The sequence below is a fragment of the Peribacillus sp. B65 genome (genome assembly GCF_058513295.1).
Window position 1 is genome coordinate 4,195,977 of the sequence record NZ_CP195840.1, and the last position, 24,880, is coordinate 4,220,856.

A 24,880-nucleotide genomic window follows, 5' to 3' on the forward strand; every position below is an offset into this window, starting at 1 on the left:
GCGTTTTGGCTGTCTTTTCATGGTAGCATACGTTATTCATAAACTGTTCATATTATTTGCGTAAAACCATTTTAGTACATGGTATAATAAATTTACATGAAAAATTTTGGGGGTGCAAAACAAAAGGATGCATATTCTAGCGGTTGGTATAAATTACAAAACTGCCCCTGTAGAAATTCGGGAAAAACTATCGTTTAACGAAGCCGAACTTGCCGAGGCAATGAAAGCTCTTAAAAATAAAAAAAGCATCTTGGAAAATATTATTATTTCAACATGTAACAGGACGGAAATATATGCGGTCGGTGACCAGCTTCATACAAGCAGGTATTATATAAAGGAATTTCTTTCGGAATGGTTTAATATCGATAAAGAAGAATTTTCTAAATATCTGTTCATTTATGAAGGCGATGGGGCTGTTGAGCATTTATTTTCAGTTACCTGCGGCCTGAATTCCATGATACTGGGCGAAACTCAGATTTTGGGACAAGTACGTTCAAGCTATCTGTTAGGGCAGAAGGAAGATACGATCGGTACCGTTTTTAACCATCTCTTCAAGCAAGCCCTTACATTGGCTAAAAAAGCTCATTCGGAAACCGAAATCAATACAAATGCCGTTTCCGTCAGCTATGCGGCAGTCGAGCTTGCCAAGAAAATCTTTGGAGGCCTGAACGGCAAGAATGTCTTGATTCTTGGGGCCGGTAAGATGGGTGAGCTGGCCATTCAAAATCTGCATAGCAATGGTGCCGACAGCATTACAGTCATTAACCGCACCTTCCAGAAAGCGGTCGACCTGGCGGAAAGATTCAATGGTACGGCGAAACAGCTTCAAGAGCTGCAATGCGCTTTAGTGGAAGCTGATATCCTGATTACTTCCACCGGATCAAAAGATCTCCTTGTAACAAAAGAAATGATGTCATTCGTCAATAAGCTTCGTAAAGGCCGTCCTATTTTCATGGTCGATATCGCAGTGCCGCGTGACCTCGATCCAACATTGGCTGAGCTGGAAAATGTCTTCTTGTATGATATTGACGATCTTGAAGGGATCGTGCAAGCCAATATCGAAGAACGTAAAAAAGCTGCCGAGAAAATAGAATTGATGATCGAATCAGAAATCGTTGATTTCAATCAATGGATTAATTTACTTGGTGTGGTTCCCGTCATTTCTTCTTTACGGGAAAAATCCCTATCGATACAAAAGGAAACGATGGAAAGCATCGAAAGAAAGCTTCCGCATTTGAGCGAACGTGACAAAAAAGTTTTGAATAAGCATACGAAAAGCATCATCAACCAAATGCTGAAAGATCCGATTCTTTATGCAAAAGAGCTGGCAGATGAGCCGAATGCAAAAGAGCAATTAAATAATTTCGTGAAAATCTTCCATTTAGAGGAATTGATTGAAGACCAGCTGGTTGCGGATGAAAAAGAACGGAACAGCTCCAAGTCATCCCTATTGAATCCAGTTCCTGTCCAGTAATGAGGTAGATATGGAATTACTAATGACAAGATTGCATGAAGCCACTGTATTGTTGTATGCCATCAGTATGCTTTTATATTTTATCGATTTCCTCAATAATAACCAGAAGGCGAACAGGGTCGCCTTCTGGTTGCTTTCTATTGTTTGGGTACTGCAAACAATTTTTTTATTTCTGTATGTGTTGAAAACGGGAAGGTTCCCGGTATTGACGATTTTTGAAGGATTATATTTTTATGCATGGGTCCTCATATCGTTATCTTTAATCATTAACCGATTGCTAAGAGTCGATTTTACGGTCTTTTTTACGAATGTATTAGGTTTCATGGTTATGGCCATCCATACCTTTGCACCTGTTCAGATAGAATCTCAAGTGCTTGCACAGCGCCTGGTTTCAGAGCTACTGCTCATACATATCACTTTTGCCATCCTATCCTATGGGGCATTCACGCTTTCTTTCGTTTTTTCACTTTTATACTTAATCCAATATGATTTACTGAAACGGAAGAAATGGGGAAAACGCCTGCTTCGACTCGGCGATCTAACAAAGCTCGAGCAAATGTCTTATGTCCTCGCAGTAATAGGTGTTCCATTATTAGTGGTTTCCCTTATCCTGGGGATTCAATGGGCATATATAAAAGTGCCTGGGGTATCCTGGCTGGACATGAAGATCATCGGCTCATTTATTTTGCTTATCGCTTACAGTGTGTTTTTATACTTGAAAATTCGGAAACAAATGTATGGAAGGACGCTAGCCTTTCTGAATATTGGATCTTTCATGATTGTGTTAATAAACTTTTTCCTTTTCGGAAGCCTTTCAACATTCCACTTTTGGAATACTTAGGAGGAAACTATGAGAAAAATAATTGTCGGTTCTAGACGTAGTAAATTAGCGATCACCCAAACTAACTGGGTTATCGATCAACTTAAAGAGCTTGGGGTCCCATACGATTTCGAGGTGAAGGAAATTGTCACAAAGGGTGACCAAATCCTTGATGTAACACTTTCCAAGGTAGGCGGAAAGGGCTTATTCGTTAAAGAAATCGAACAAGCGATGCTGGATAAAGAAATTGATATGGCTGTACATAGTATGAAAGATATGCCAGCAGTGCTGCCTCCAGGCTTGACGATTGGCTGCATACCACCGAGGGAGGACCATCGGGATGCCTTGATTTCAAAAAATCATGAAAATCTTTCCGAACTGAAGCCGGGTTCCATCATAGGTACAAGCAGCTTGCGCCGTGGCGCGCAAATATTGGCTAGAAGGCCGGACCTTGAAATTAAATGGATTCGCGGTAATATCGATACCCGTCTGAATAAGCTGAAAACGGAAGATTATGATGCTATCATTTTAGCTGCTGCCGGACTGTCAAGAATGGGTTGGGAGAAGGACATCGTAACGGAATTTTTAGATGAAGATATTTGCATTCCGGCAGTTGGACAAGGAGCACTTTCCATTGAGTGCCGTGAAGACGACAAAGAGCTGCTGGCGGAACTTGCGAAATTGACCTGTGAAAAAACTAAAAGAACGGTTGAAGCGGAACGTGCCTTTTTGGATAAAATGGAAGGCGGATGCCAGGTACCGATTGCCGGATTTGCGGTGGCAAAAGATAATGGATCCGTTTCCTTGACGGCTTTGGTCGCTGCCCCGGATGGAAAGGTGATTTATAAAGAAATGGTTGAGGGAACCGATCCCGAGGCGGTTGGGCATGCTGCTGCCAAACAGATTAGCGAAATGGGCGGTAAAGAATTGATCGATCGCGTAAAAGAAGAGCTTGATCAGTAATGAATCCCTTTCAACCTCTTAAGGATTATCAGGTATTAATCACCAGAGGGAAAGGACAGGCAGATGGTTTAAAAGGGTCGATCGAAAAAAATGGCGGAACGCCGCTTCTTGTGCCATTGCTTGAGTTCACTCTTCCTGATCATTTGGAAGATGTACAACAGCGGTTAGATGAGTTACTTACATATGACTGGATCATTTTGACCAGTCAAAATGGGGTGGATTTCTTCTTTAAGCTTCTTGGTAACCAGCCTTTAAAGCTTCCGAAAATAGCCGTAATCGGCTCCAAAACAGAAGCGGCCCTGAAACGGCTTGGATATAAGGCGGATTTCGTTCCAACTCAGTTTGTTGCCGAGGGGTTCGTGGCGGAGTTCAATGCCGTGCTTGATAAAGGGTCCCGCGTGTTGCTGGCAAAAGGAAATCTCGCAAGGGCGGTTATTGCGGAGGCAATCAATGAAGCTGGTGCATCCTGTGATGAAGTGATTATTTATCATACCGTGCTTCCTCGAAGCAGTGAAAAAAAACTGGTGCAGCTTATAAGGAACGACGATATCGACATCATAACCTTTACGAGTTCATCGACGGTCAATCATTTTTTACAGATCATGAAACGCCATGAATTGGATACATACATAGACCGGATCATCATCGCCTGCATCGGGCCGATTGCCGCTAAAACGGCTGAAAAACATGGGCTATCCGTCGATGTCTGTCCAGAAGTTTATACGACGGATGCCATGGTTGCTGAGTTAATACGCTTCATTTTGAAAAGAAGTAAAAAGGAGGAACTTTAAAATGAAAAACATTCCATTCAATCGCCACCGTCGCTTGCGTGCAAGTGCCGGCATGAGGGCTTTAGTCCGTGAAACACAATTACATAAAGAGGATTTGATCTATCCGATCTTCGTCATCGACGGAGAAAATGTGAAAAATGAGATCAACTCCATGCCAGGTATCTATCAGCTATCCATGGATAATCTGGGGGCCGAAATGGATGAAGTCGTGAGTCTGGGCATTAAATCAGTCATTTTATTCGGTGTCCCTTTTGATCATGATAAAGACGAACAGGGTACAGGGGCATTTCACCATAACGGACTTGTGCAAGAGGCAACCCGTTTTATTAAAAAACAATATCCCGATGTTATTGTCATAGCGGATACCTGCCTATGTGAGTATACAAGCCATGGCCATTGCGGGGTCGTAGAAGGGGAAAAAATCCTCAATGACGCTTCACTTGACCTTCTTGCCAAAACGGCAATCAGCCAGGCAGAGGCCGGCGCCGATATCATTGCACCTTCCAACATGATGGACGGTTTTGTTGCGGCCATCCGTGCAGGTCTGGATGAAGCGGGTTATGAAGATATCCCAATCATGTCCTATGCGGTGAAATATGCTTCGGCTTTTTACGGCCCATTCCGTGATGCCGCAAATGGTGCGCCGCAATTCGGCGACAGGAAAACTTACCAAATGGATCCCGCCAATCGCCTTGAAGCATTCCGTGAAGCTGAATCCGATGTTGCTGAAGGTGCGGACTTCCTAATCGTGAAACCGGCCCTTTCCTACATGGACATCATCAGAGACGTTAAAAATAACTTTAATCTTCCGATCGTTTCCTATAATGTCAGCGGTGAATATTCAATGGTTAAGGCAGCTGCCCAAAATGGCTGGATTGATGAAAAAGCGATAGTGATGGAAATGCTGACAGGCTTGAAACGCGCAGGTTCCGACTTGATCATTACGTATTTTTCAAAAGAGGTAGCACGCTGGATAAACGAAGATAATCAATGATATAAAAATATAACCTGTAATGGAAAAAGGGGATTGAATCATGCGGTCATATGAAAAATCGAAAAAAGCGTTTGCTGAAGCAAAAAATTTGATGCCAGGCGGCGTGAACAGCCCGGTACGTGCCTTCAAATCTGTGGACATGGATCCCATTTTCATGGAGCGCGGAAAAGGCTCAAAAATGTATGATATCGATGGAAATGAATATATCGACTATGTTCTTTCATGGGGACCGCTTATCCTGGGTCACACGAATGACCGTGTCGTGGAATCATTGAAAAAGGTAGCGGAATCAGGCACAAGCTTTGGGACCTCGACACTGATTGAGAATGAACTGGCCAAGCTGGTCATTGAACGGGTGCCTTCGATTGAAATGATCCGTATGGTATCATCAGGCACGGAAGCGACGATGAGTGCACTAAGGTTGGCACGAGGCATTACAGGCCGTGATAAAATCCTGAAATTCGAAGGCTCCTATCATGGACATGGCGATTCCTTGCTGATCAAGGCGGGTTCCGGAGTTGCGACATTAGGCTTACCGGATAGCCCGGGAGTACCGGAAGGCATTGCAAAAAATACGATTACCGTAGCATATAATGATCTAGCTGCGACCAAATACGCATTTGAACAATTTGGCGAAGACATTGCCTGTATCATCGTAGAACCTGTTGCAGGGAACATGGGTGTGGTTCCGCCACAACCTGGTTTCCTCGAAGGCTTACGTGAAGTGACCACCCAATACGGGGCTCTATTGATCTTTGACGAAGTTATGACAGGGTTCCGTGTCGGCTATAATTGTGCACAAGGCTATTTTGGCATCGTACCTGATTTGACTTGCCTTGGGAAAGTTATTGGCGGCGGCTTGCCTGTAGGTGCATTCGGAGGCAAGCGAGAATTCATGGAACAAATTGCCCCGAGTGGGACGATCTATCAAGCGGGAACATTGTCGGGTAACCCTCTTGCCATGACGGCCGGCCTTGAAACGCTGAGCCAATTGACTCCAGAATCTTATGATGAGTTCACCCGAAAAGGGGATATGCTCGAAAAAGGTATTGGGGAAGCAGCGAAAAAGTACGGAGTCCCGTATACATTCAACCGTGCCGGTTCCATGATTGGACTTTTCTTTACGAATGAAGAAGTGGTAAACTATGATACAGCAAAAACATCCGATTTAGAGTTCTTTGCTTCTTACTATAGGGAAATGGCGAATCAAGGCATCTACTTGCCGCCGTCACAGTTTGAAGGTTTATTCCTTTCCACTGCACATAGTGATGAAGATATCGAAAAGACCATTACAGCGGCAGAACAGGCTTTTGCAAAATTAAAAAAATGATGCAAGGCTTCACGAACTACCGATATATTGAATAATGATAACTTTGAATTGGCTGCCATTTTCCAAGAACTTTTGGAGAAGGGCAGCCAGTTTTTTTGAATTCAATCAGTACGTGGAAAGTCGAAATAATGGTTTCATTCAGGTTTTCATGCCCATTGTTACAATCCCGCATGATTTTAGCCTGAAATATTTGAATCCCTTCTTTTTAAAAGGTTCAGGAAATAAAAGGTCTCGAGTGTGGCATATGAAATTAAGGAATAATCGGCTTCCTTTCTTCATAGATTGATATTGGTATAGGTACCGTTTCCTGAAGCTGAAAGGAGGAGTTGTTTTTGTCGCAAGAAAATGAATCGTATTTACGATTTTCTTTAGAGGAATCCGTTTGGTTCCAGAAGGGACAGGAAGTGGCTGAGCTATATTCCATTTCGCTTGATCCAAATGTGACGATTCAAGAAAGTGACCAATATGTTTTTATACGAGGCTCGTTGGATTTAAGCGGTGAATATAAAGACTCGCAAAATGGTGAAGAAGAGGAGTTTTCGCAGACCTTTTTGCCAAAAGCGGTTCATAAGGTCGAGAGGCATCCCAATGGACTAAATGAGTTCACACACCGTTTTCCGGTTGACATAACGATTCCGAATAATCGGATTGCCTCATTGGATGAGGTCGATGTCTCGATTCAAAGCTTTGATTATGCCCTGCCAGAGCATAACTGTTTGAAATTGCAGGCGGATCTTTTGATAACCGGAATCTATAATGATTCATATGTGGAAGAACGGTTCGATACGGAGCAGGAAGTTGGGGAAACAGAGGAACAAGAAGAAACGGATGGGGAAAATGAGTCGTATATTCCTTATGCGGCTGCAGTGCCGCCGATTCCGGACTTTCAGCCTGTTTTCCGTGATGAGGAGGAAGAAGAGTTATACGCGCCCTTTTCTGCAGAGTCAAAACGAGTTTCTGAAGCAAATGAAGAAGAGGAAGAGGAGCCGATTTATTTAAGCGATCAGCATAGTGCCCCAGTTTTTGAAATTCCCGTTTCACCATATCCTGAAGAGGAGGAGTGGGAAACGGAAGTGCATAGACAGGAAGAAGCTGAAGCTGTAGAGGAAGAAGTTATTGGAGATCCGTCTGACCCAACGGATAAGGTACCTTCCATGGAAGAGGAGAAACTGGAGGAAGAACCAAGCAGGCAGGATCCAGTGGAGAAGATAGAGATTCCTAGAGTGACATTGAAAGAAGAAGTAGAAGAAGTAGAAGAAGAAGTAGTAGAAGAGCCAAGTCAAGCAGCCATCCATCAAAATAGCCCTGTTTCCAATTTAGAAACCGAGGATGTCATACGGCAGGAGGAGGATGGCGTTGCAGCGGGTCCTATTCTAAATGAACATGTAAAGGTGGAGCAGGAAGAGGAATCTCATTCGTCCTTAAGCGATCTATTCAAAAAGAGGGAAAGACCTGCGCCTCCGGCTAAGGAGGTTAAGAATTTCAAAGGCAGGAAACAAGCCGCGGAACGTGATGATAAAGAAACGGCCGATCATGGTGAGAAGCAGCCTTCCATCATGGATTTATTCGGACGGAAACAGGAAGAAGAACTGGTAAGGATGAAAGTTTGCATTGTTCAGCAAGGGGAAACGCTTGATGACTTGGCTCAACGATATGATGTTACGGTTCAATCGATACTTTTCAGCAATGAATTGGAGTCGAATCAAAACGTTCATGAAGGGCAAGTCATCTATATACCGAAGGCGGTTGCATATAAGAATTGATCGGGACAGAGAGCAGAGCATATGGTCTGCTCCTGTTTTTTAGGTGCTGGAGAATCTTTAGTTTTTTAGAGAAAGTGAGTGAGTCTCGTGAGGGAAAACGAGAATCAGCAGCCTGCCAATCTGAATCGGGACACGGAAACCGTATTGAAGGAATATGCCATGTATGTACAATATATCGAGGACTTCGGGCGTGTGAAAAAAGTGTACAGTGATCGCGGTACATTTGCCTTGAAATCGATGTTACCGCAGAACGGCATTGATTTTATCAAAAATGTTCAAAAACTGTACCATCGCGGCTATAATCGGATCGTTCCGATTTATCAAACGATGGATCAGCGTTACGCCGTTCTTCATAATGGCCGTTTGTATTACCTGATGCCCTGGCTTAATAATGAGGGGGACGGGGAGCGCGATGAAAAACATAAGCAAATGTTCAGGGAGCTTGCTCGGATGCATACACTTTCCGTTAAGGAAATACAAGTGGATATTGAGGAAAGGGAAGCCCATTATGAGCGGACGCTTGATGCCTGGAATAACGAGAAGGACTTTATGGATGAGTATATTGTCAGCTGTGAAAAGAAGTGGTATATGTCTCCATTCGAAATGACGGTTTGTTCTTTCTACACTGATATTTCACAGGCGCTGAAGTACTCGATCAAGAAGTTTGAAACCTGGTATGAAAAAACGAAGGATAGTGAAAAGGTGCGAACCGTGGTCACGCACGGAAAGGTTTCTTTGAAGCATTTCGTTTATGATGAGCGGGGGTATGGCTACTTCATCAATTTTGAGAATTCGAATACGGCTCCGCCGCATTTCGATTTACTGCCATTTCTCGTTAAATCAGCCAGGACCTATCCTGTCCAATGCGATGACTGCGTTGACTGGCTATATAACTATTTTCGTTATTTTCCGTTGAAGGAAGAAGAATTGCTGCTCATGCAAAGTTATCTGGCATTCCCTGGATCAGCTTTGGAATTAGTGAAGAGTTATTCCGATGGCAGGGTCCATCGTTCAGAGCTTGAAAATGTTACTCAACTGCAGCGGCAATTTTGGCTTCTGAAAAATATTGAATATATGGTGATGAAAATCGAAGAGATCGAACAGCAGAAAAAGGCTGCTGCCGAGGCTGCCAAAGAAGAACAATCACCTCCAAGCTAAATATACATGATTGGATTATCTCCAGTCATGTATATTTTTTTGCTGTAAGGGAATAATTATATCCATTCGAAATATAAAGACATGGCCAGGAAAATAAATGCGATTAGCAGGAGCATATCGAAGAAAGTCGGAAAAATCAACGTGCGTAATCCTTGGAATACGATAAAGGGGACGATGAACTGCTGGCAGACACCGCGGAATTTTTTCATCCAAGGCGGTAAAGTATAGGGAGTATATCTTCGCTTCATATTATTACCTTCCTTTTTAGGACTTCTTATATTCTATGGGTGGGCAGTGGAAAAGGTGATAAAGCCGTCACATTCACTGTTCTTGGAGGATAAAATAAAGAAAACGACCTTGAATGTAACAAATGGGATGATTCCTGGGAAAGTAAGCGAAAAGATGATTGACTGGAGCCCCATATTTTTTGTACTATATACTATATGCATTCAATGAATTTACATATGAATATAAATCAATGCAAAGACCGGAAATAGTAAGATGATATGCACTTTTCAGAGAGGAAACCAAATTGGTGCGAGGTTTCCAGGAAGCAGCATCCGAAGTCGTCCGCGAGCAGTCTTCGTGAACTCTTAGTAGCGAAGGCCGGTGAAGAGCCGTTATCCGATTTGAGAGCCGAAAGAGTTTTTTTCTTTTTCGGAAAAAAGGTGGCACCGCGAACAACTTCCTTCGTCCTTTTGTGATGATGGAAGTTTTTTTTATGCCTAAAAAGGAGGAAATGATATGGAAGAGAACCAAATTTCTATGCCGACTAAATATGATCCGCAGACGATAGAGAAAGGCCGCTACAAATGGTGGCTTGATGGAAAGTTTTTCGAAACGACGGGTGACGATAAAAAAGAACCATACACGATTGTCATCCCGCCGCCTAACGTGACAGGTAAGCTTCATCTTGGTCACGCTTGGGATACGACACTTCAAGATATTTTGACACGCATGAAAAGAATGCAAGGCTATGATGTTTTATGGTTGCCGGGCATGGACCATGCCGGTATCGCCACACAAGCGAAGGTAGAACAGAAACTTCGTGCGGAAGGCGTGAGCCGTTATGACCTTGGACGTGAAAAATTCGTAGAAGAGACATGGAAATGGAAAGAGGAATATGCGAGCCATATCCGTGAACAATGGTCAAAGCTGGGTCTTGGACTTGATTATACACGTGAACGCTTCACTCTTGATGAGGGGCTTTCAAAAGCTGTGCGCGAAGTGTTCGTTTCGCTTTATAACAAGGGCTTGATTTATCGCGGCGAATACATCATCAACTGGGATCCATCGACGAAAACGGCGTTATCCGATATCGAGGTTATTTACAAAGATGTGCAGGGCGCATTTTACCATATGAAATATCCATTGGTTGACGGATCAGGTGAAATCGAAATTGCCACCACCCGTCCAGAAACGATGCTTGGTGATACTGCTGTTGCTGTACATCCTGAAGATGACCGTTATAAACACTTGATCGGCAAAATGGTCCGCTTGCCAATTACAGGCCGGGAAATCCCGATTGTCGGTGATGATTATGTCGATATGGAATTCGGTTCAGGCGCGGTCAAAATTACTCCGGCTCATGACCCGAATGATTTCGAAATCGGGAACCGTCACGATTTGGAGCGCATCCTTGTCATGCATGAAGATGGCTCGATGAATGAAAAGGCTGGTAAATATGAAGGCATGGACCGGTTTGAATGCCGTAAACAAATCGTCAAAGACCTTCAGGAAGAAGGAGTACTCTTCAAAATCGAAGATCACCTTCACTCAGTGGGACATTCAGAGAGAAGCGGTGCTGTTGTTGAACCATATCTTTCGACGCAATGGTTCGTTAAAATGCAGCCGCTGGCTGATGCATCCGTTGAGCTTCAAAAAGGATCCGATGAGGAAAAAGTTCATTTCGTACCGGATCGTTTCGAAAAAACGTACCTGCATTGGATGGAAAATATCCGTGACTGGTGCATTTCCCGTCAGCTTTGGTGGGGTCACCGCATTCCAGCCTGGTACCATAAAGAAACAGGTGAAGTGTATGTAGGTCACGAAGAGCCTGCGGACGCTGAAAACTGGGAACAAGATACGGATGTTCTGGATACATGGTTCAGCTCGGCATTATGGCCGTTCTCGACTATGGGCTGGCCTGACAAGGACAGTATCGATTTCCAACGTTACTATCCAACCGGGGCACTTGTGACAGGTTATGATATCATATTCTTCTGGGTATCACGGATGATTTTCCAAGCTCTTGAGTTCACGGGTGAACGACCATTTGAAGATGTGCTGATCCACGGACTCGTTCGTGACGAACAGGGGCGCAAGATGAGTAAATCGCTTGGCAATGGTGTCGATCCGATGGATGTCATCGATCAATACGGTGCCGATTCACTGCGTTACTTCTTGTCCACTGGCAGCTCGCCAGGACAGGATCTTCGTTACAGCACGGAAAAAGTGGAAGCGGTCTGGAACTTCTCCAATAAGATTTGGAACGCATCCCGTTTTGCTTTGATGAACATGAATGGCATGACTTATGACGAAATCGATTTAAGCGGTGAGAAGTCTGTAGCCGATAAATGGATCTTGACGCGCTTGAATGAAACGATTTCCAACGTAACCAGACTTGCGGACCGTTATGAGTTTGGTGAAGTGGGCCGTGTGCTATACAACTTCATTTGGGATGACTTCTGTGACTGGTATATTGAAATGGCGAAGCTTCCGCTATATGGCGAAGACGAAGCAGCGAAGAAAACGACGCGCTCGATCTTGGCTTATGTACTGGATAACACGATGAGATTGTTACACCCGTTCATGCCTTTCATTACCGAAGAGATCTGGCAGAACCTTCCGCATCAAGGTGAGTCCATCACTGTTGCCGCTTGGCCGGAAGTGAATGAAGGATTGACAGATACAGCTGCAGCCGAGGAAATGAAGCTGCTTGTTGAAATCATCCGCTCCGTACGTAATATCCGTGCTGAGGTGAACACACCGCTTAGCAAAAAAATCAATTTGATTTTAAAAGCGAAAGATGAGTCAATCTTAGAGACGTTACAGAAAAACAGCAGCTATATCGAGCGTTTCTGTAATCCTGAACAATTGACGATCGGAATTGAAGTCGAGGAACCTGCTCAAGCCATGACAGCTGTCGTAACTGGCGTAGAACTGATCCTTCCGCTGACAGGACTGATCAATATTGACGAAGAAGTGAAACGTCTTGAAAAAGAACTCGACAAACTTAATAAAGAAGTTGAGCGTGTACAGAAAAAACTAGGCAACGAGGGCTTCGTCAAAAAGGCGCCGGCAAGCGTCATCGAAGAAGAACGTGCCAAGGAAAAAGACTATAGCGAAAAACGCGACTCTGTAATCCACAGGATCAGCGAACTGAAACAACTGTAAAACAAAAGGATGAACCAGCTTTATGCCGGTTCATCCTTTTTGTGTTTCGTTAGGAGGATATTCTTTCTTTTATGAATGTAAGGTACTCCGATACGATATTCATATCACTTAATGCACTTAATGTCCGGCTGCCAACGACATCCTCGATTTCGTTGAGCATGGGGCTGCCATCTTCGGCAAATATGAAATCGATTCCGACCAGGCCGAAATCAAACGACTTCATCACTTTTTCGACAAGGGCTAATTCAGTTGCAGATAGCTCATATAGTGAAGCCGATCCGCCCAGCGTATAATTTGCCTTGAAACTTGAAGCGGACTCCCTAAGTACAGCAGCCTTCACTTTTTTTCCAATTACAAAAACGCGGATATCTTTACCGAATAAGCCGGGTTTTTGGACAATCCAATTTCCATCTTTCAGTATGGCAAGATCATCGGCATGTTGTATTAGATATACTTGTTTCCCGCCGCGTCCACTTGTTTCTTTAGCAATGAAAGGGAACTCCATGTCATCGGCACTCGGTCTTCCGTTACAATATACGGTATCGGCCATTGGAATCCCAAGCGAGGACATATATTGGTGCGTCTTTGCTTTGTCATTCGCGATTTCCGATACGAAGGAGGAGTTAAAGCAAGCAATCCCCAGTTGCTCAAGTTGCTTTGTAAAAAAAGGATCGATGGTCCGGACGATAGCGAAGTCTGGCAATGAAATTGGCTGCGTCCCATGTTCCACGTACAACTCGTTGAAACGATGACCGATCCTAAGGTCTTCCCGAAAGTGAAAGTGTAAATCAAGATCAAGCTTACTGGCTTCGTCAAGCATCCAATCTATGTATCCTTTGTTTTTCAAGGCATCCTCACGGTTATAAATCAACCAGCCTGCTTGTTTTTTCATCAGATGCACTTCCTTTTCCTAATTCTTTCAAGATATAATCGAACATGCTTTCAGCGATGTTGATGCCTGTACATTCATAAATATTCAGTAAATGCGAATTCGAATTCACTTCGCACAAAAGCGGACCTTCTTCACCGAACAACAAATCGACGCCAGCGAAGTCGGCACCCAGAATTTGCGCACATCGGATGGCAAGTTGTGCTTCTTCATTGGTGGGTATATATGGTGCAGCCTGCCCTCCGGCAGTCATATTAGCTCGGAAGTCTTGCTCCGAATGGCGTTGCATCGCTGCTATGACTTGATTGCCCACGACATTCACACGAATATCCCGACCTTTACTGTGCTCGATGAATTCCTGGATTATAAATGGTTTGTGGCCAAGATTACGGATCGTCTTTAGTAACTCATCCTCTGTTTGGATCAAATATACTTGTTCCCCAAAAGAACCGTATGCTTCCTTAACGATAAGCGGATACCCAAGCTCATTGCCGATTTGGATAAAAGCATCCATATTGACCCTTTCAATCCCTTCGTATGTAAAAGGGGGAAATAAGGTTTTCGGCATCGGTATACCATGCCCGGTTAATGCTTGATGTGTTTTTGCTTTACTGTCGCAAATATCGATCGCTTTACTGCTGTTATAAACGGGGATGCCGAGCAATTCCAAATGGCGTGCCAAATGAATGTCTTTATCCATGAACAGAACAAAATCAGGAAGCTTATCAAAAGCTCCTTTAAGCAGTGGCACTCCTTTTTCGATTATGGGAATGAGATCTGAATTACGGATAAGAGTTGCCATGATATCTTTCCTTTCAGCCGCCTCTTTAATGAACAAAGCTAAACTGGAAAACTTATCATGCTGTAAATAGCCGTTAACGACAATCCAACAGTGGTAATCTGAAGGTTTCATGGTAAAACACTACCTTTCATCTAGGTTAATCGTTCATATATTGATAAAATAATCTTAACGCATAAGAGCGGTATAAAGAAAGAGGAGGCACAACGATAATGGTAACGACCATGAAAGAAATCAATCATTTTTTTGAACGGCGCCAAGTTCAATTGGGCATGAATTTTGGCCTATCACGGATGGAAGCATTGTTAACTGAATTAGGAGACCCGCATAAGGAGCTACAATATATTCATATTGCAGGATCTAACGGGAAAGGATCAACACTGCAATATATTAAAGAGATCCTACTTGCCCAAGGGATTCGGGTCGCTTCCTTCACATCACCTTATTTAATACGGATGAATGAACAGCTCAAGATTAATGAAGATGAAATCAGTGATAAGGATTTTATCGCTGTCTTCCGTGAGCTTTGGCCGATTATACAAGAGATGGACAGTAAAGGGGACGGTCCCACTCAGTTCGAAATTTTGACTGCGATGGCATTTTCTTATTTTAGCAAAAAGGAAGTGGATTTGGTTTTGATGGAAACCGGTTTGGGAGGCAGGCTCGATACAACGAATGTCATCCAGCCGTTTCTTTCGATCATTACCTCGATTTCTTTGGAACATACGAGCATCCTGGGTAACACACTTGGGGAAATTGCTTTTGAGAAGGCTGGCATCATTAAAAGCGGGGCGCCGATCATCAGCGGAGTCACAGCCGGGGAACCAGCAAAAGTAATTGAAGAAAAAGCGTCATCATTAGGGGTACCTTATTACCAATTAGGTAAAGACTTTCATATAGGCAATATAAAGCAAAGTGAACGAGGGCAAAGTTTCTCATTTTCGCTTGCCGACAGGTCCATCGAAAATGTGGAAATGCGGATGCTAGGACGTCATCAAATGGAGAATGCGGCACTGGCCATTGCTGCTGTCACATTAGGAATGGAAAATATCGATAAGAGAAGCATCCTTAAAGGAATAGGCGAAGCGAAATGGGATGGCCGCTTTGAAAAAATATCGGATGAGCCGTTGGTGATCATCGATGGTGCACATAATCCTGCCGGCATCGACGTGCTGAAGGAAACGCTAAAAGTGCATTACCCCGATTATAAGTACCGATTCGTATTCAGTTCATTTAAAGATAAAAATTATTCCGAGATGCTTCATGGACTGGAAACTGAAGCGATGGAAATCATCATTACCGAATTCGACCATGAACGGGCGGCGGATGCGAAAACGCTATATGAAAAATGCAGTCATCCCAATAAACGGATAAACAAGGATTGGCAGGAGGCGATAACGGAAGGCAGAAGGAAAACAGGGGAAAAAGAGATTCTTGTCATCACAGGGTCGCTCCATTTCCTTTCACTTGTGAGGGAGTTCCTAATCAGAGAAGATGCCTAAAGGGATGTGCCTTTACCGGTGGACTAATTATTTTTCCCGATTGTCGAGAAATGAGGCGCTTTATCATGGAAACCAAAGCTTAAGAACCAACGGTAAGCCATATTTGTTTCTACTTCTTCAATTGTAGAATTGAACGAATACCGAGGGTAAATTGACTGAAAGTCAGTTTGGCTAATATAACTGGATCAATACTTGGGCTTCCATTCTCTGAATACCTATCTTTCACCAAATCATAAATGAAAGCAAACACGATTTTCATCGAGTTTGTCTACAGTCTGAAAGGACCTTTTCAAAGGTCCTTTTCCCTTGTTAACAGAGCTGGTTGAAAAGAAAAAACTCTAATAGAGTGATTGATAACAAATCACCAAGTATTTTTGTTAAAATATGTTTATATATTGATTCTACATGCTTGATGAATAGTAGGATCTACTTAATGAAATGACGGGAGGAATGAATGATCATGAAGAGCCCCAGTGACGATTACATAGCGGAAGGGATTTTTTTATTAGGGTTTCATAGAAAAGCAATCGAATCCTCATGCACTTTGTATAAATGATGGCTATCCATATCTATCTCTTCGTCTTCGGCTTAATTTTAGGCTCATTCTTTAACGTTGTCGGTTTAAGTGTTCCAGCTGGTCAGACATTTGCGAATCGTCGCTCCGCCTGCCCTTCTTGTGGGCGCACATTGACATTCTTCGAGTTGATGCCGGTTATTTCCTATATGTTGCAAGACGGAAAATGCCGGGGCTGTAAAGCAAGGATTTCCCCCCTTTATCCGATAGTGGAAATGCTGACCGGTGTTTTGTTTGCCTCTGCTCCCATATTCCTTGGCTGGTCGAGCGAACTCTTGGTTGGCTTGGCATTGATTTCATTATTTATGATCATCTTCGTGACTGATGTCGCCTATATGCTCATACCTGATAAAATACTGCTTTTCTTTACGGTGATTTTTATCGTTTTAAGAGTCTCATTTCCGCTGTCGCCCTGGTGGGATTCAATTGTCGGGGCAGTGGTGGGCTTTAGCCTGCTGTTATTAATCGCAGTCGTGAGTCAGGGTGGCATGGGTGGCGGTGATATCAAGCTATTTGCAGTGATTGGCTTTGTACTGGGACTGAAGATGGTGCTGTTATCGTTTCTTTTTGCGTGCTTTTATGGGGCATTCCTGGGCTTCATCGGATTGCTGAGCGGAATCCTAAAAAAGAAAACACTTATTCCTTTCGGTCCGTATATCGTTTTTGGGACATTGACTGCTTATTTTTGGGGCGATTCCCTTCTATATTGGTATGTAAATTTTTTAAGATGAGCTTAAAGAACCAACCTGATCCAAGAGGAATTTGTCAAAAATCACCTGAACAATAGCTCAGTAGGGAACTATCCCCAATTGGCTGCAAGTGAATCTGGCATGAAAGAGTGATGTATGTAATTGGTGAGAGGCGATATTGAATGGTTTGTGAACCAGAAGTACCAGTACCTGGAATTCTATTTTCGTCACCCATATATGAATAGGGAAATTTGACGAAACCTATTAATGACAAGACGACAAAAGTCTTGTTATTTTTTTTTACCTCTATGTTAGGATGAAAAAAATGATCTGGAGGGGAGGAAAAAAATTGGGCAAGCCGGAACAAAGCAAGGGTGTAACGATTAAAATAAATGGGGAAGAAAAAGTATTTGCCGATAAAAAGGCTGAAAGTCAAGAGGCGGCGAGTAAGGAGCAGGAACAGGGACAAACAGACGAGAGTTTCGAATGGATACTCCCTGAGGATTCAAACGAAAACAAAATCGTATTGGTACCCTCACCGCCCAAGAAAAAAATGCCGAAGCTCATCGGTTTTGGTACCAGTTCGCTGAAAGGTTCTGATAAAAGACCGATCAAGACATTCATGATCGCTGTCATTTGTGCTGTTTTTTTTGGGTCGATTCTTGGCTTGATCGCCGTTAAAACGATTACAAAGGAAAAAGCCGAAGTATCTTCGGTCGAGACCCCGGTTCCAACGGAAGCCACTGTTGAGGATAAAAAAGCGGCAGTGACTGAACCAGGAAACCAGCTGAAGACATTCCTTGTACAGGGAGGAGTATTCAGCAGCGAGGATGCGGCAAGGCAAATACAAAAGAAAATCATTGAAAAGCAGGTTCCTGCTGAAATTTTCAAATTGGAAGACAGCTATTATCTATTCTTGGGGTCGGCAGAGAGTCTAGCTTCAAGTAAGGAGCTGGCCTTATTCTTAAAGTCCTATGATGTGGACGTATATTGGAAGGAAATCAATTTTGAAGCGGCTGGGACAAGCCAGGAAGATGAGAAAACCCTCGACAAGATGAAGGAAGTATATACTTCCTTGGCAGAAACATCCGCAACCAAGCTTCGCGGAAAGGAAGGGACGGTAAACAAAGAAACCCTGAAAAAAAACTTGGATGAACTGAAGGCGGGGAAATTATCGCCGGAGTTTTCGAATATGAACGATGACCTGACTGCTGCCGCAAAGTCGATTGATGAATATGAGACTTCCAAAAACGAAAAAAAGCTATTCCAGGCTCAAGAAAGTCTTCTTGATTTTTTATTGAATTACCAAAACAAATCGAGTTAAGTAAAGAAAAGAAGGGGGGCTGCCAAATGGACAAGCTCCCCAATATGAAACCATCTGTGACACCTTTTTTATTTTCCGGGAAATACTTACAGGCATTTGTCGATTCCTAGTAAACAATAATTGTGGATTGCACCATAATTTGATAGGATAGTTATGTATCTCCCTATGTAAAGAAAGGTGACTTTTATATTATGCAGCCATTGATTTTAGCTTCTTCATCACCACGTCGTAAAGAACTTCTACAATTTCTTCAAATCCCCTTTGAAAGCATGAATTCCAATGTCGATGAAAGTATTGATGAAAACATGTGTCCTGATGCAGCGGTGAAAGAACTGGCATCCCGTAAAGCGGAAGCCATCGCAGCAAAATTTCAGGAAAGCTGGGTAATCGGCTCGGATACCGTTGTTGTCCTTGATGGAGAGATATTGGGTAAGCCGACAAGCCGTGCGGATGGAAAAAGAATGCTGGAAATGTTATCGGGACGGACACACGAGGTATACACAGGTGTCGCCATTCTATTCGGCAAGCATCGCAGAGTATTCGCAGAAAAAACGGAAGTGACATTTTGGGAGCTGCCAGAAGCTGAAATCGAACGTTATCTGGATAGCGGGGAACCTTTTGACAAAGCTGGCGGCTATGGGATTCAAGGATACGGATCTCTTCTTGTCGAACGAATCAAAGGGGACTATTTCTCAGTCGTCGGGCTTCCGGTCTCAAGACTGGCCCGGGAACTTAAAGCGATGCAGCAAGAGTTAGAATGATCGATTTCCTCTGGCATCTTCCCTTTTCTAAGGAAGGGTTGATTTTTTGAGCGAAAAAATGTTAATACGGGATTACCCGAAAGAGGAGAGGCCGCGCGAAAGGTTTCTGCAAGACGGACCGCAGGGTCTCTCCAATCAGGAATTGCTCGCTCTGCTATTGAGGACGGGATCAAGGGAAGAATCCGTCCTGCAGCTATCCGGCAGGCTCATCAATTCCTTCAAGGGCCTTCGCCTGCTAAAAGAAGCCTCAGTGGAAGAACTGACCGTGATTAAAGGGATTGGTGAAGCGAAAGCGATTCAAATCCTGGCCTCTGTCGAACTTGGCAGGAGAATTAACAATTTGAATGATCAAGACCGTTATGTGATTAGATCTCCAGAAGATGGAGCCAATTATTGCATGGAAGAAATGCGGTTTTTATCACAGGAACATTTCGTCTGTCTTTATTTAAATACGAAAAATCAGGTGCTTCAAAAAACTACGGTATTCATCGGCAGCCTCAATGCCTCGATCGTGCATCCGCGCGAGGTCTTCAAAGAGGCTTTCAAAAGGTCCGCTGCCTCTATCATCTGTCTTCATAACCACCCCTCCGGAGACCCCTCTCCCAGCAGAGAAGATATTGAAGTGACGAAAAGGTTAGTAGAATGTGGTAAAATAATCGGGATTGAAGTGTTGGACCATATCATCATCGGGGAGCATAAATATGTTAGTTTGAAGGAAAAAGGTTATTTATGACACTATCAAAATTTTTGACGATGCGATATAATATTGTTTATGATTTTTAAAAGAGGAAACTTTTTCAAAACTCTTATTGTCAAAAAACGACAAATTATTATTTGAACTTATAAAAAGGCATTTTTGTTTACGAAAGGGAGATACCATAATGTTTGGAATTGGCGCTAGAGATATAGGGATTGATTTAGGAACGGCGAATACGCTTGTCTATGTGAAAGGAAAAGGCATCGCAGTACGTGAACCATCGGTTGTAGCTGTGCAAACAGATACAAAGCAAATCGTTGCAGTCGGAAACGACGCGAAAAACATGATCGGCCGTACACCTGGTAACGTGGTTGCCCTCCGCCCGATGAAGGATGGAGTAATTGCCGATTATGAAACGACGGCTACCATGATGAAGTACTATATGAAGGAAGCTCAAAAGAAGGGCGTATTTGGCAACAAGCCATATGTCATGATTTGTGTGCCTTCTGGGATTACTGCAGTTGAGCAGCGTGCAGTCATCGATGCAGCAAGACAAGCTGGAGCCCGTGACGCATATCCAATCGAAGAACCGTTTGCAGCAGCGATCGGTGCGGACCTTCCTGTTTGGGAGCCTACAGGAAGCATGGTCGTTGATATCGGCGGAGGAACGACGGAAGTGGCAATCATTTCACTTGGCGGAATCGTTACAAGCCAATCGATCCGTATCGCAGGTGACGAAATGGACGACGCCATTATCGTTTACATCCGTAAGAACTACAATTTGATGATCGGTGAGCGTACTGCTGAAGCGATCAAAATGGAAATTGGTTCTGCTGGGGATACGGAAGGCGTAGAAAACATGGAAATTCGCGGCCGTGACCTATTGACTGGATTACCAAAAACGATCGAAATTACAGCGGAGGAAATATCCAAAGCATTAAGCGACACAGTTTCTGCAATTGTGGATTCCGTGAAAAACACTTTAGAGAAAACACCACCTGAATTAGCGGCTGACATCATGGACAGAGGCATTGTGCTGACAGGCGGGGGCGCTTTGCTGCGCAATTTGGATAAAGTCATCAGTGAAGAAACGCAAATGCCGGTGATCATCGCTGAAAACCCGCTGGATTGTGTTGCAATCGGAACGGGAAAAGCGCTGGACCACATTCACTTATTCAAGACTAAATCAAGAGATTCGCGATAAGCATTACTTCTCAAATAGGGCCGGCTCAACAAAAGGTGCAATTTTGAGCCGGTTTTCTTATGTTTTGCTGTTTAATTAAATCCATAGTGTATTTTTAAGAAATTTTAGATAGAGGTGTAATCACCATGCCACAGTTTTTTAATAAAAAGCTCCTTCTCTTGCTCGTTAGTATTATCGTTCTCGTGGCATTGATCGGTTTTTCATTAAGGGAGAGAGAAGAGTTGACTTGGCCGGAGCAATTCCTGAAAGATACGACAGGCTGGGTCGGAAATGTGTTTAATAAGCCAGTATCGGGTATAACAGGTTTTGTAGGGGGCTTAAAAGACCTACAACATACATACGATGAAAACAAAAAATTGAAAGCCCGCTTGGATGAATATGTATTATTGAAAACGCAAGTCCAAGATTTAAAGGAAGAAAATGAAGAACTTCGCGATAACCTCAAAAAAGAAGATGACCTGCGCAAGTATTCGCCCACTCAGGCGACGGTCATTGGACGCAATCCCGACCGCTGGCATGAAATGCTGACGATTAATAAAGGGAAGCGCAATGGGGTAGAAAAAAATATGGCTGTCATCACGTCCAATGGGTTAGTCGGTAAGGTGAAATCAGCGACGGATTTCACGGCCTCGGTTCAACTTTTAAGCTCGATCGATAAAGCCAATCGTGTCTCATCGATCGTCCAAGGTGATGATAAAGCATATGGCTTGATTGAAGGATTCGATGATAAGAAGAACCTTTTGCTGATGAAACGGATCCCATATGATAAAAAGATCAAGAAAAATTCATTGGTCATCACATCCGGTTATGGAGGGATCTTTCCGAAAGGTCTGCTGATCGGGAAAGTTGTCGATGTTAAAGTGGATCAATATGGATTGAACCAGACTGCATATATTGAACCTTCGACGGATTTTTATGATATTAATAATGTCATGGTCGTTCAGCGCGAAGTGGACGGTGTACCGAAAGAAAGTGAAGGGGAGGATGAAGCTGAGTGAGATATTTCATCCTTTCTTTTATAGCCTTGGTTTTTTTTGTTTTTGAAAGCATCTTCGCCCAGATGTTCGCTGGAGATGCATTCGGGGCCGATAAAATCCTCGTGCCCCATTTCATGATGGTTTTCGTTTTTTTCCTGACCATGTTCGGCTCAAGGAAAATGGGTATGCTTTATGGTGCGATTCTTGGGTTGACTTATGATGTCGTATATACGGAAATCCTTGGGACTTACATGTTCCTGCTGCCTTTTCTTGCCTATTTGATATCGAAATGCATGAAAATCCTGCAAAATAATATATTGATTGCCTGTCTTACTGCGCTTTTATTCACGGCAGTTTTAGAGGTTGTCATCTTTCAGATGAATATCATACTCTCTTTTGCAGATATGGGGTTTGCTGAATTTGCGGAACGGAGATTGATTCCTACATTATTATTGAATCTCGCATTCATTATTATTAGCTGCTACCCTTTAAAGAGAATGATTGAAAAGCTTGATTTGCAAGGAGAAACGGAATAACGTTCCTGTGTCTTAAGAAGCAGGTGGGAAATGTATTTTCTCATTTCCGTGTACGTAGAAAAAGGAAATTTGTTTTCCTATGTCGAATTATATTTCATTGAGGTGAAACAAACGTCATGAATAAAAGAATTCAGCAAAATGTCATGATTAAGGGAACAAAAGACGGGTTTATGCTTCATCTCGATGATTCTTGCTCATTTTCCGAATTATTGAAAGAGTTAGAAGTGAAGCTTTCGGCAAACTATCAGTTTCAAGAAAATGACCCGTCCATTTCCGTAAAAGTACATACAGGGAACCGCTATCTTGATGAACAACAAGAAGAACAGATTAAAGAGGTCATCCATAAAAAGAAGAAGCTTTTCGTGGATGAGATGATTTCGAATGTCCTGACGAAGGATGAAGCGAAACGATGGAAAGATGAAAATCAAGTGACGACCGTGACCAAGGTGATAAGGTCGGGACAGGTTTTTGAAGTTCCCGGGGACTTACTGCTGATAGGGGATGTCAATCCCGACGGAACGGTTCGTGCGGGTGGCAACATATATATCATGGGACAGTTAAAGGGAATAGCCCATGCCGGATATAAAGGGAATAACGAGGCCATTATAGCTGCCTCTGTCATGAAGCCTGCCCAACTGCGTATTGCCGGAAAAGTGAATTTATCTCCTGACCAATATACGAAATGGGGACATGACTTGGAATGTGCCTTCATGGATGAAGAACAAAATATCATAATAGAAAAATTGCAAGTCTTAAAGAAATATAGACCTAATTTAAATAGATTAGAAGGGGGTCTCTAATCGTGGGAGAGGCAATAGTTATAACATCCGGTAAGGGTGGTGTCGGGAAAACGACCACCTCCGCCAATTTAGGAACATCTTTAGCTCTTCTAGGCAAAAAGGTTTGCTTGATTGATACGGATATTGGTCTTCGGAATTTGGATGTGATCATGGGATTGGAGAATCGCATCATCTATGATTTGGTCGATGTGGTCGAAGGGCGCTGTAAGATACACCAGGCGCTTATCAAAGATAAACATTTCGAGGATTTGCTTTATCTGCTTCCCGCTCCGCAAAATAGTGACAAAACAGTGGTGAATGAAGAGCAGATGAGGAAACTCATCAGCGATATGAAGGCTGACTATGATTATGTCATCATTGATTGCCCTGCAGGCATTGAACAGGGCTTCAGGAATGCCATAGCTGGGGCAGACAAGGCTATCATCGTTACGACTGCAGAGAGACCGGCTGTCAGGGATGCTGACCGTATTATTGGCCTGCTTGAAAAAGAAGAGCATATTGAACCGCCCCAATTGATCATCAACCGGATCCGCGGCCATTTGCTTCATGAGGATGAAGAAATGGATATCGATGGAGTTGCCGATTTTCTTAAGATTGATTTGATCGGCGTCATTCCTGATGATGACCAGGTCATTGTGGCAGCGAATAAAAAGGAACCCATTGCCTATAATCCGGATAATAGAGTTTCGCTTGCCTATCGGAACATCGCCAGAAGGATCCTTGGTGAATCTGTGCCCTTGACTCCAATTGGCAGCGAACCAAAGGGCTTCATGTCCAAATTAAAAAAATTCTTCAGCGTGCGGTAAATCTATATTCTTTTGTCAAGAAGCGGGGAGCATTTGATGCCCTCGCTTTTTTTTATGCTTCTTGTGAAATAAAAAAGGCAAGCCATATACTGGCTTGCCTGATCTATATGCTAAAAATGCAGCGGGTTATCCGCGTCTTCCGCCTCTGCCGCCGCGTTTTGATTCGGTGCTGCGTTTAAGTGTCGATAAATTTTCTTCACTAGTCTTTAAAAAGCGCACCATTTTATCTTCGAAATTTTCCTTTGGTTGGAAATTACCTTTTGAACGAAAATCTTTAGAACGGCTATCCCCTTGGCGTGGTGGGCGTTTGGTATAAGAAGAGGTTTGCCCTTCGGGTCTATCTATAGCCTTTTTGATGGACAAGGCAGTTTTTCCGTCTTTCTCACTAATCACTTTTACTTCAATTTGGTCGCCTACTTTAAGATGGTCATTTACGTCTTTTACATAGCTATCTGCTACCTCACTGATATGCACAAGACCTGTTGAGCCTCCTGGTAATTCTACGAATGCTCCAAAATTAGTGATACCTGTTACTTTACCTTGTACTTTGCTGCCTATTTCGATTGACATAAAAAAATGTTCCCCCTCAATAATGTTAAAACCACTTTATTATAACAAATTCCGGGGAACAAT

At 43.2% G+C, this 24,880-nt stretch carries 23 protein-coding genes, 1 pseudogene and 1 other annotated feature; of the genes and pseudogenes, 19 read left to right on the forward strand and 5 right to left on the reverse strand.

Annotated elements, in window-relative coordinates:
* Window positions 1-127: 127 nt before the first annotated feature.
* From hemA to ysxE, 8 genes are all read left to right on the forward strand, one after another.
* Complete coding sequence (hemA, locus tag ACSR9O_RS20420; protein WP_101222807.1) at window positions 128-1,474, forward strand: glutamyl-tRNA reductase; 1,347 nt, start codon at window positions 128-130, stop codon at window positions 1,472-1,474.
* A gap of 10 nt (window positions 1,475-1,484) precedes the next feature.
* Entirely contained in the window at window positions 1,485-2,315 is an 831-nt protein-coding gene (locus tag ACSR9O_RS20425; protein ID WP_133349505.1) for a cytochrome C assembly family protein, read from the forward strand.
* 9 nt (window positions 2,316-2,324) lie between these two features.
* Window positions 2,325-3,257, forward strand: coding sequence for a hydroxymethylbilane synthase (gene hemC, locus ACSR9O_RS20430; RefSeq protein WP_101222805.1), 933 nt, complete (start codon window positions 2,325-2,327; stop codon window positions 3,255-3,257).
* Window positions 3,257-4,048: a uroporphyrinogen-III synthase gene (locus tag ACSR9O_RS20435; protein WP_491724982.1), complete on the forward strand. Its 792-nt coding sequence runs from the start codon at window positions 3,257-3,259 to the stop codon at window positions 4,046-4,048. Before hemC ends, ACSR9O_RS20435 begins: the two co-directional genes overlap by 1 nt.
* Before the next feature lies 1 nt (window position 4,049).
* A complete protein-coding gene (gene hemB, locus ACSR9O_RS20440) occupies window positions 4,050-5,042 on the forward strand; it encodes a porphobilinogen synthase (RefSeq protein WP_260358251.1) in 993 nt (330 codons plus the stop codon).
* A 40-nt stretch (window positions 5,043-5,082) separates the two neighbouring features.
* Window positions 5,083-6,372 (forward strand): glutamate-1-semialdehyde 2,1-aminomutase, encoded by a 1,290-nt coding sequence (gene hemL / locus ACSR9O_RS20445; protein WP_230176788.1) that lies wholly within the window; start codon window positions 5,083-5,085, stop codon window positions 6,370-6,372.
* 332 nt (window positions 6,373-6,704) lie between these two features.
* Complete coding sequence (locus ACSR9O_RS20450) at window positions 6,705-8,135, forward strand: LysM peptidoglycan-binding domain-containing protein (RefSeq protein ID WP_491724983.1); 1,431 nt, start codon at window positions 6,705-6,707, stop codon at window positions 8,133-8,135.
* 87 nt (window positions 8,136-8,222) lie between these two features.
* The gene (gene ysxE, locus ACSR9O_RS20455) at window positions 8,223-9,293 is read left to right on the forward strand and encodes a spore coat protein YsxE (RefSeq protein WP_232782920.1); all 1,071 of its coding nucleotides are present in this window, start codon (window positions 8,223-8,225) and stop codon (window positions 9,291-9,293) included.
* 56 nt (window positions 9,294-9,349) lie between these two features.
* Here ysxE and ACSR9O_RS20460 read toward each other — a convergent pair whose 3' ends face one another.
* Window positions 9,350-9,541, reverse strand: a complete 192-nt coding sequence (locus ACSR9O_RS20460) for a YszA family small membrane protein (protein WP_101222799.1) — start codon at window positions 9,539-9,541, stop codon at window positions 9,350-9,352.
* Between the two features lie 226 nt (window positions 9,542-9,767).
* Window positions 9,768-9,994, forward strand: a binding site (T-box leader).
* Window positions 9,995-10,037: 43 nt separating this feature from the next.
* On the opposite strand from ACSR9O_RS20460, the gene ACSR9O_RS20465 reads away from it, so the two are divergent.
* Complete coding sequence (locus tag ACSR9O_RS20465; protein ID WP_101222797.1) at window positions 10,038-12,689, forward strand: valine--tRNA ligase; 2,652 nt, start codon at window positions 10,038-10,040, stop codon at window positions 12,687-12,689.
* A gap of 49 nt (window positions 12,690-12,738) precedes the next feature.
* Here ACSR9O_RS20465 and ACSR9O_RS20470 read toward each other — a convergent pair whose 3' ends face one another.
* Window positions 12,739-13,581, reverse strand: coding sequence for an ATP-grasp domain-containing protein (locus tag ACSR9O_RS20470; RefSeq protein WP_101222796.1), 843 nt, complete (start codon window positions 13,579-13,581; stop codon window positions 12,739-12,741).
* Window positions 13,550-14,491 (reverse strand): ATP-grasp domain-containing protein, encoded by a 942-nt coding sequence (locus ACSR9O_RS20475; protein ID WP_101222795.1) that lies wholly within the window; start codon window positions 14,489-14,491, stop codon window positions 13,550-13,552. Before ACSR9O_RS20475 ends, ACSR9O_RS20470 begins: the two co-directional genes overlap by 32 nt.
* 98 nt (window positions 14,492-14,589) lie before the next feature.
* Between ACSR9O_RS20475 and ACSR9O_RS20480 the strand changes: the two genes are divergently transcribed.
* On the forward strand, window positions 14,590-15,879 hold the full coding sequence (locus ACSR9O_RS20480; protein WP_491724984.1) for a bifunctional folylpolyglutamate synthase/dihydrofolate synthase: 1,290 nt from the start codon (window positions 14,590-14,592) through the stop codon (window positions 15,877-15,879).
* A 29-nt stretch (window positions 15,880-15,908) separates the two neighbouring features.
* Here the strand turns inward: ACSR9O_RS20480 and ACSR9O_RS20485 are convergent.
* Window positions 15,909-16,132 (reverse strand): annotated as a pseudogene (locus tag ACSR9O_RS20485) (transposase); the annotation flags it as partial.
* Window positions 16,133-16,434: 302 nt separating this feature from the next.
* On the opposite strand from ACSR9O_RS20485, the gene ACSR9O_RS20490 reads away from it, so the two are divergent.
* The 9 genes from ACSR9O_RS20490 (at window position 16,435) to minD (ending at window position 24,247) form a co-directional block, all read left to right on the forward strand.
* Entirely contained in the window at window positions 16,435-17,184 is a 750-nt protein-coding gene (locus ACSR9O_RS20490; protein ID WP_491724985.1) for a prepilin peptidase, read from the forward strand.
* A 274-nt stretch (window positions 17,185-17,458) separates the two neighbouring features.
* Window positions 17,459-18,466 carry a hypothetical protein gene (locus ACSR9O_RS20495; protein ID WP_491724986.1) on the forward strand — a complete coding sequence of 336 codons (1,008 nt, stop codon included), beginning with the start codon at window positions 17,459-17,461 and terminating at the stop codon, window positions 18,464-18,466.
* Between the two features lie 191 nt (window positions 18,467-18,657).
* Complete coding sequence (locus ACSR9O_RS20500; protein WP_101222791.1) at window positions 18,658-19,227, forward strand: Maf family protein; 570 nt, start codon at window positions 18,658-18,660, stop codon at window positions 19,225-19,227.
* Between the two features lie 58 nt (window positions 19,228-19,285).
* Window positions 19,286-19,960 (forward strand): RadC family protein, encoded by a 675-nt coding sequence (gene radC / locus ACSR9O_RS20505; protein WP_101223484.1) that lies wholly within the window; start codon window positions 19,286-19,288, stop codon window positions 19,958-19,960.
* Between the two features lie 148 nt (window positions 19,961-20,108).
* Window positions 20,109-21,128, forward strand: a complete 1,020-nt coding sequence (locus ACSR9O_RS20510; RefSeq protein ID WP_034308871.1) for a rod shape-determining protein — start codon at window positions 20,109-20,111, stop codon at window positions 21,126-21,128.
* Between the two features lie 125 nt (window positions 21,129-21,253).
* Window positions 21,254-22,126 carry a rod shape-determining protein MreC gene (mreC, locus tag ACSR9O_RS20515; RefSeq protein ID WP_101222790.1) on the forward strand — a complete coding sequence of 291 codons (873 nt, stop codon included), beginning with the start codon at window positions 21,254-21,256 and terminating at the stop codon, window positions 22,124-22,126.
* Window positions 22,123-22,641: a rod shape-determining protein MreD gene (gene mreD / locus ACSR9O_RS20520; protein WP_101222789.1), complete on the forward strand. Its 519-nt coding sequence runs from the start codon at window positions 22,123-22,125 to the stop codon at window positions 22,639-22,641. Before mreC ends, mreD begins: the two co-directional genes overlap by 4 nt.
* Before the next feature lie 116 nt (window positions 22,642-22,757).
* Window positions 22,758-23,441 carry a septum site-determining protein MinC gene (gene minC, locus ACSR9O_RS20525; protein WP_230176797.1) on the forward strand — a complete coding sequence of 228 codons (684 nt, stop codon included), beginning with the start codon at window positions 22,758-22,760 and terminating at the stop codon, window positions 23,439-23,441.
* A 2-nt stretch (window positions 23,442-23,443) separates the two neighbouring features.
* The gene (gene minD / locus ACSR9O_RS20530; protein WP_491724987.1) at window positions 23,444-24,247 is read left to right on the forward strand and encodes a septum site-determining protein MinD; all 804 of its coding nucleotides are present in this window, start codon (window positions 23,444-23,446) and stop codon (window positions 24,245-24,247) included.
* A 126-nt stretch (window positions 24,248-24,373) separates the two neighbouring features.
* On the opposite strand, the gene ACSR9O_RS20535 is transcribed toward minD, so the two are convergent.
* Window positions 24,374-24,817: a S1 domain-containing RNA-binding protein gene (locus tag ACSR9O_RS20535; protein ID WP_034308861.1), complete on the reverse strand. Its 444-nt coding sequence runs from the start codon at window positions 24,815-24,817 to the stop codon at window positions 24,374-24,376.
* Window positions 24,818-24,880 lie beyond the last annotated feature (63 nt).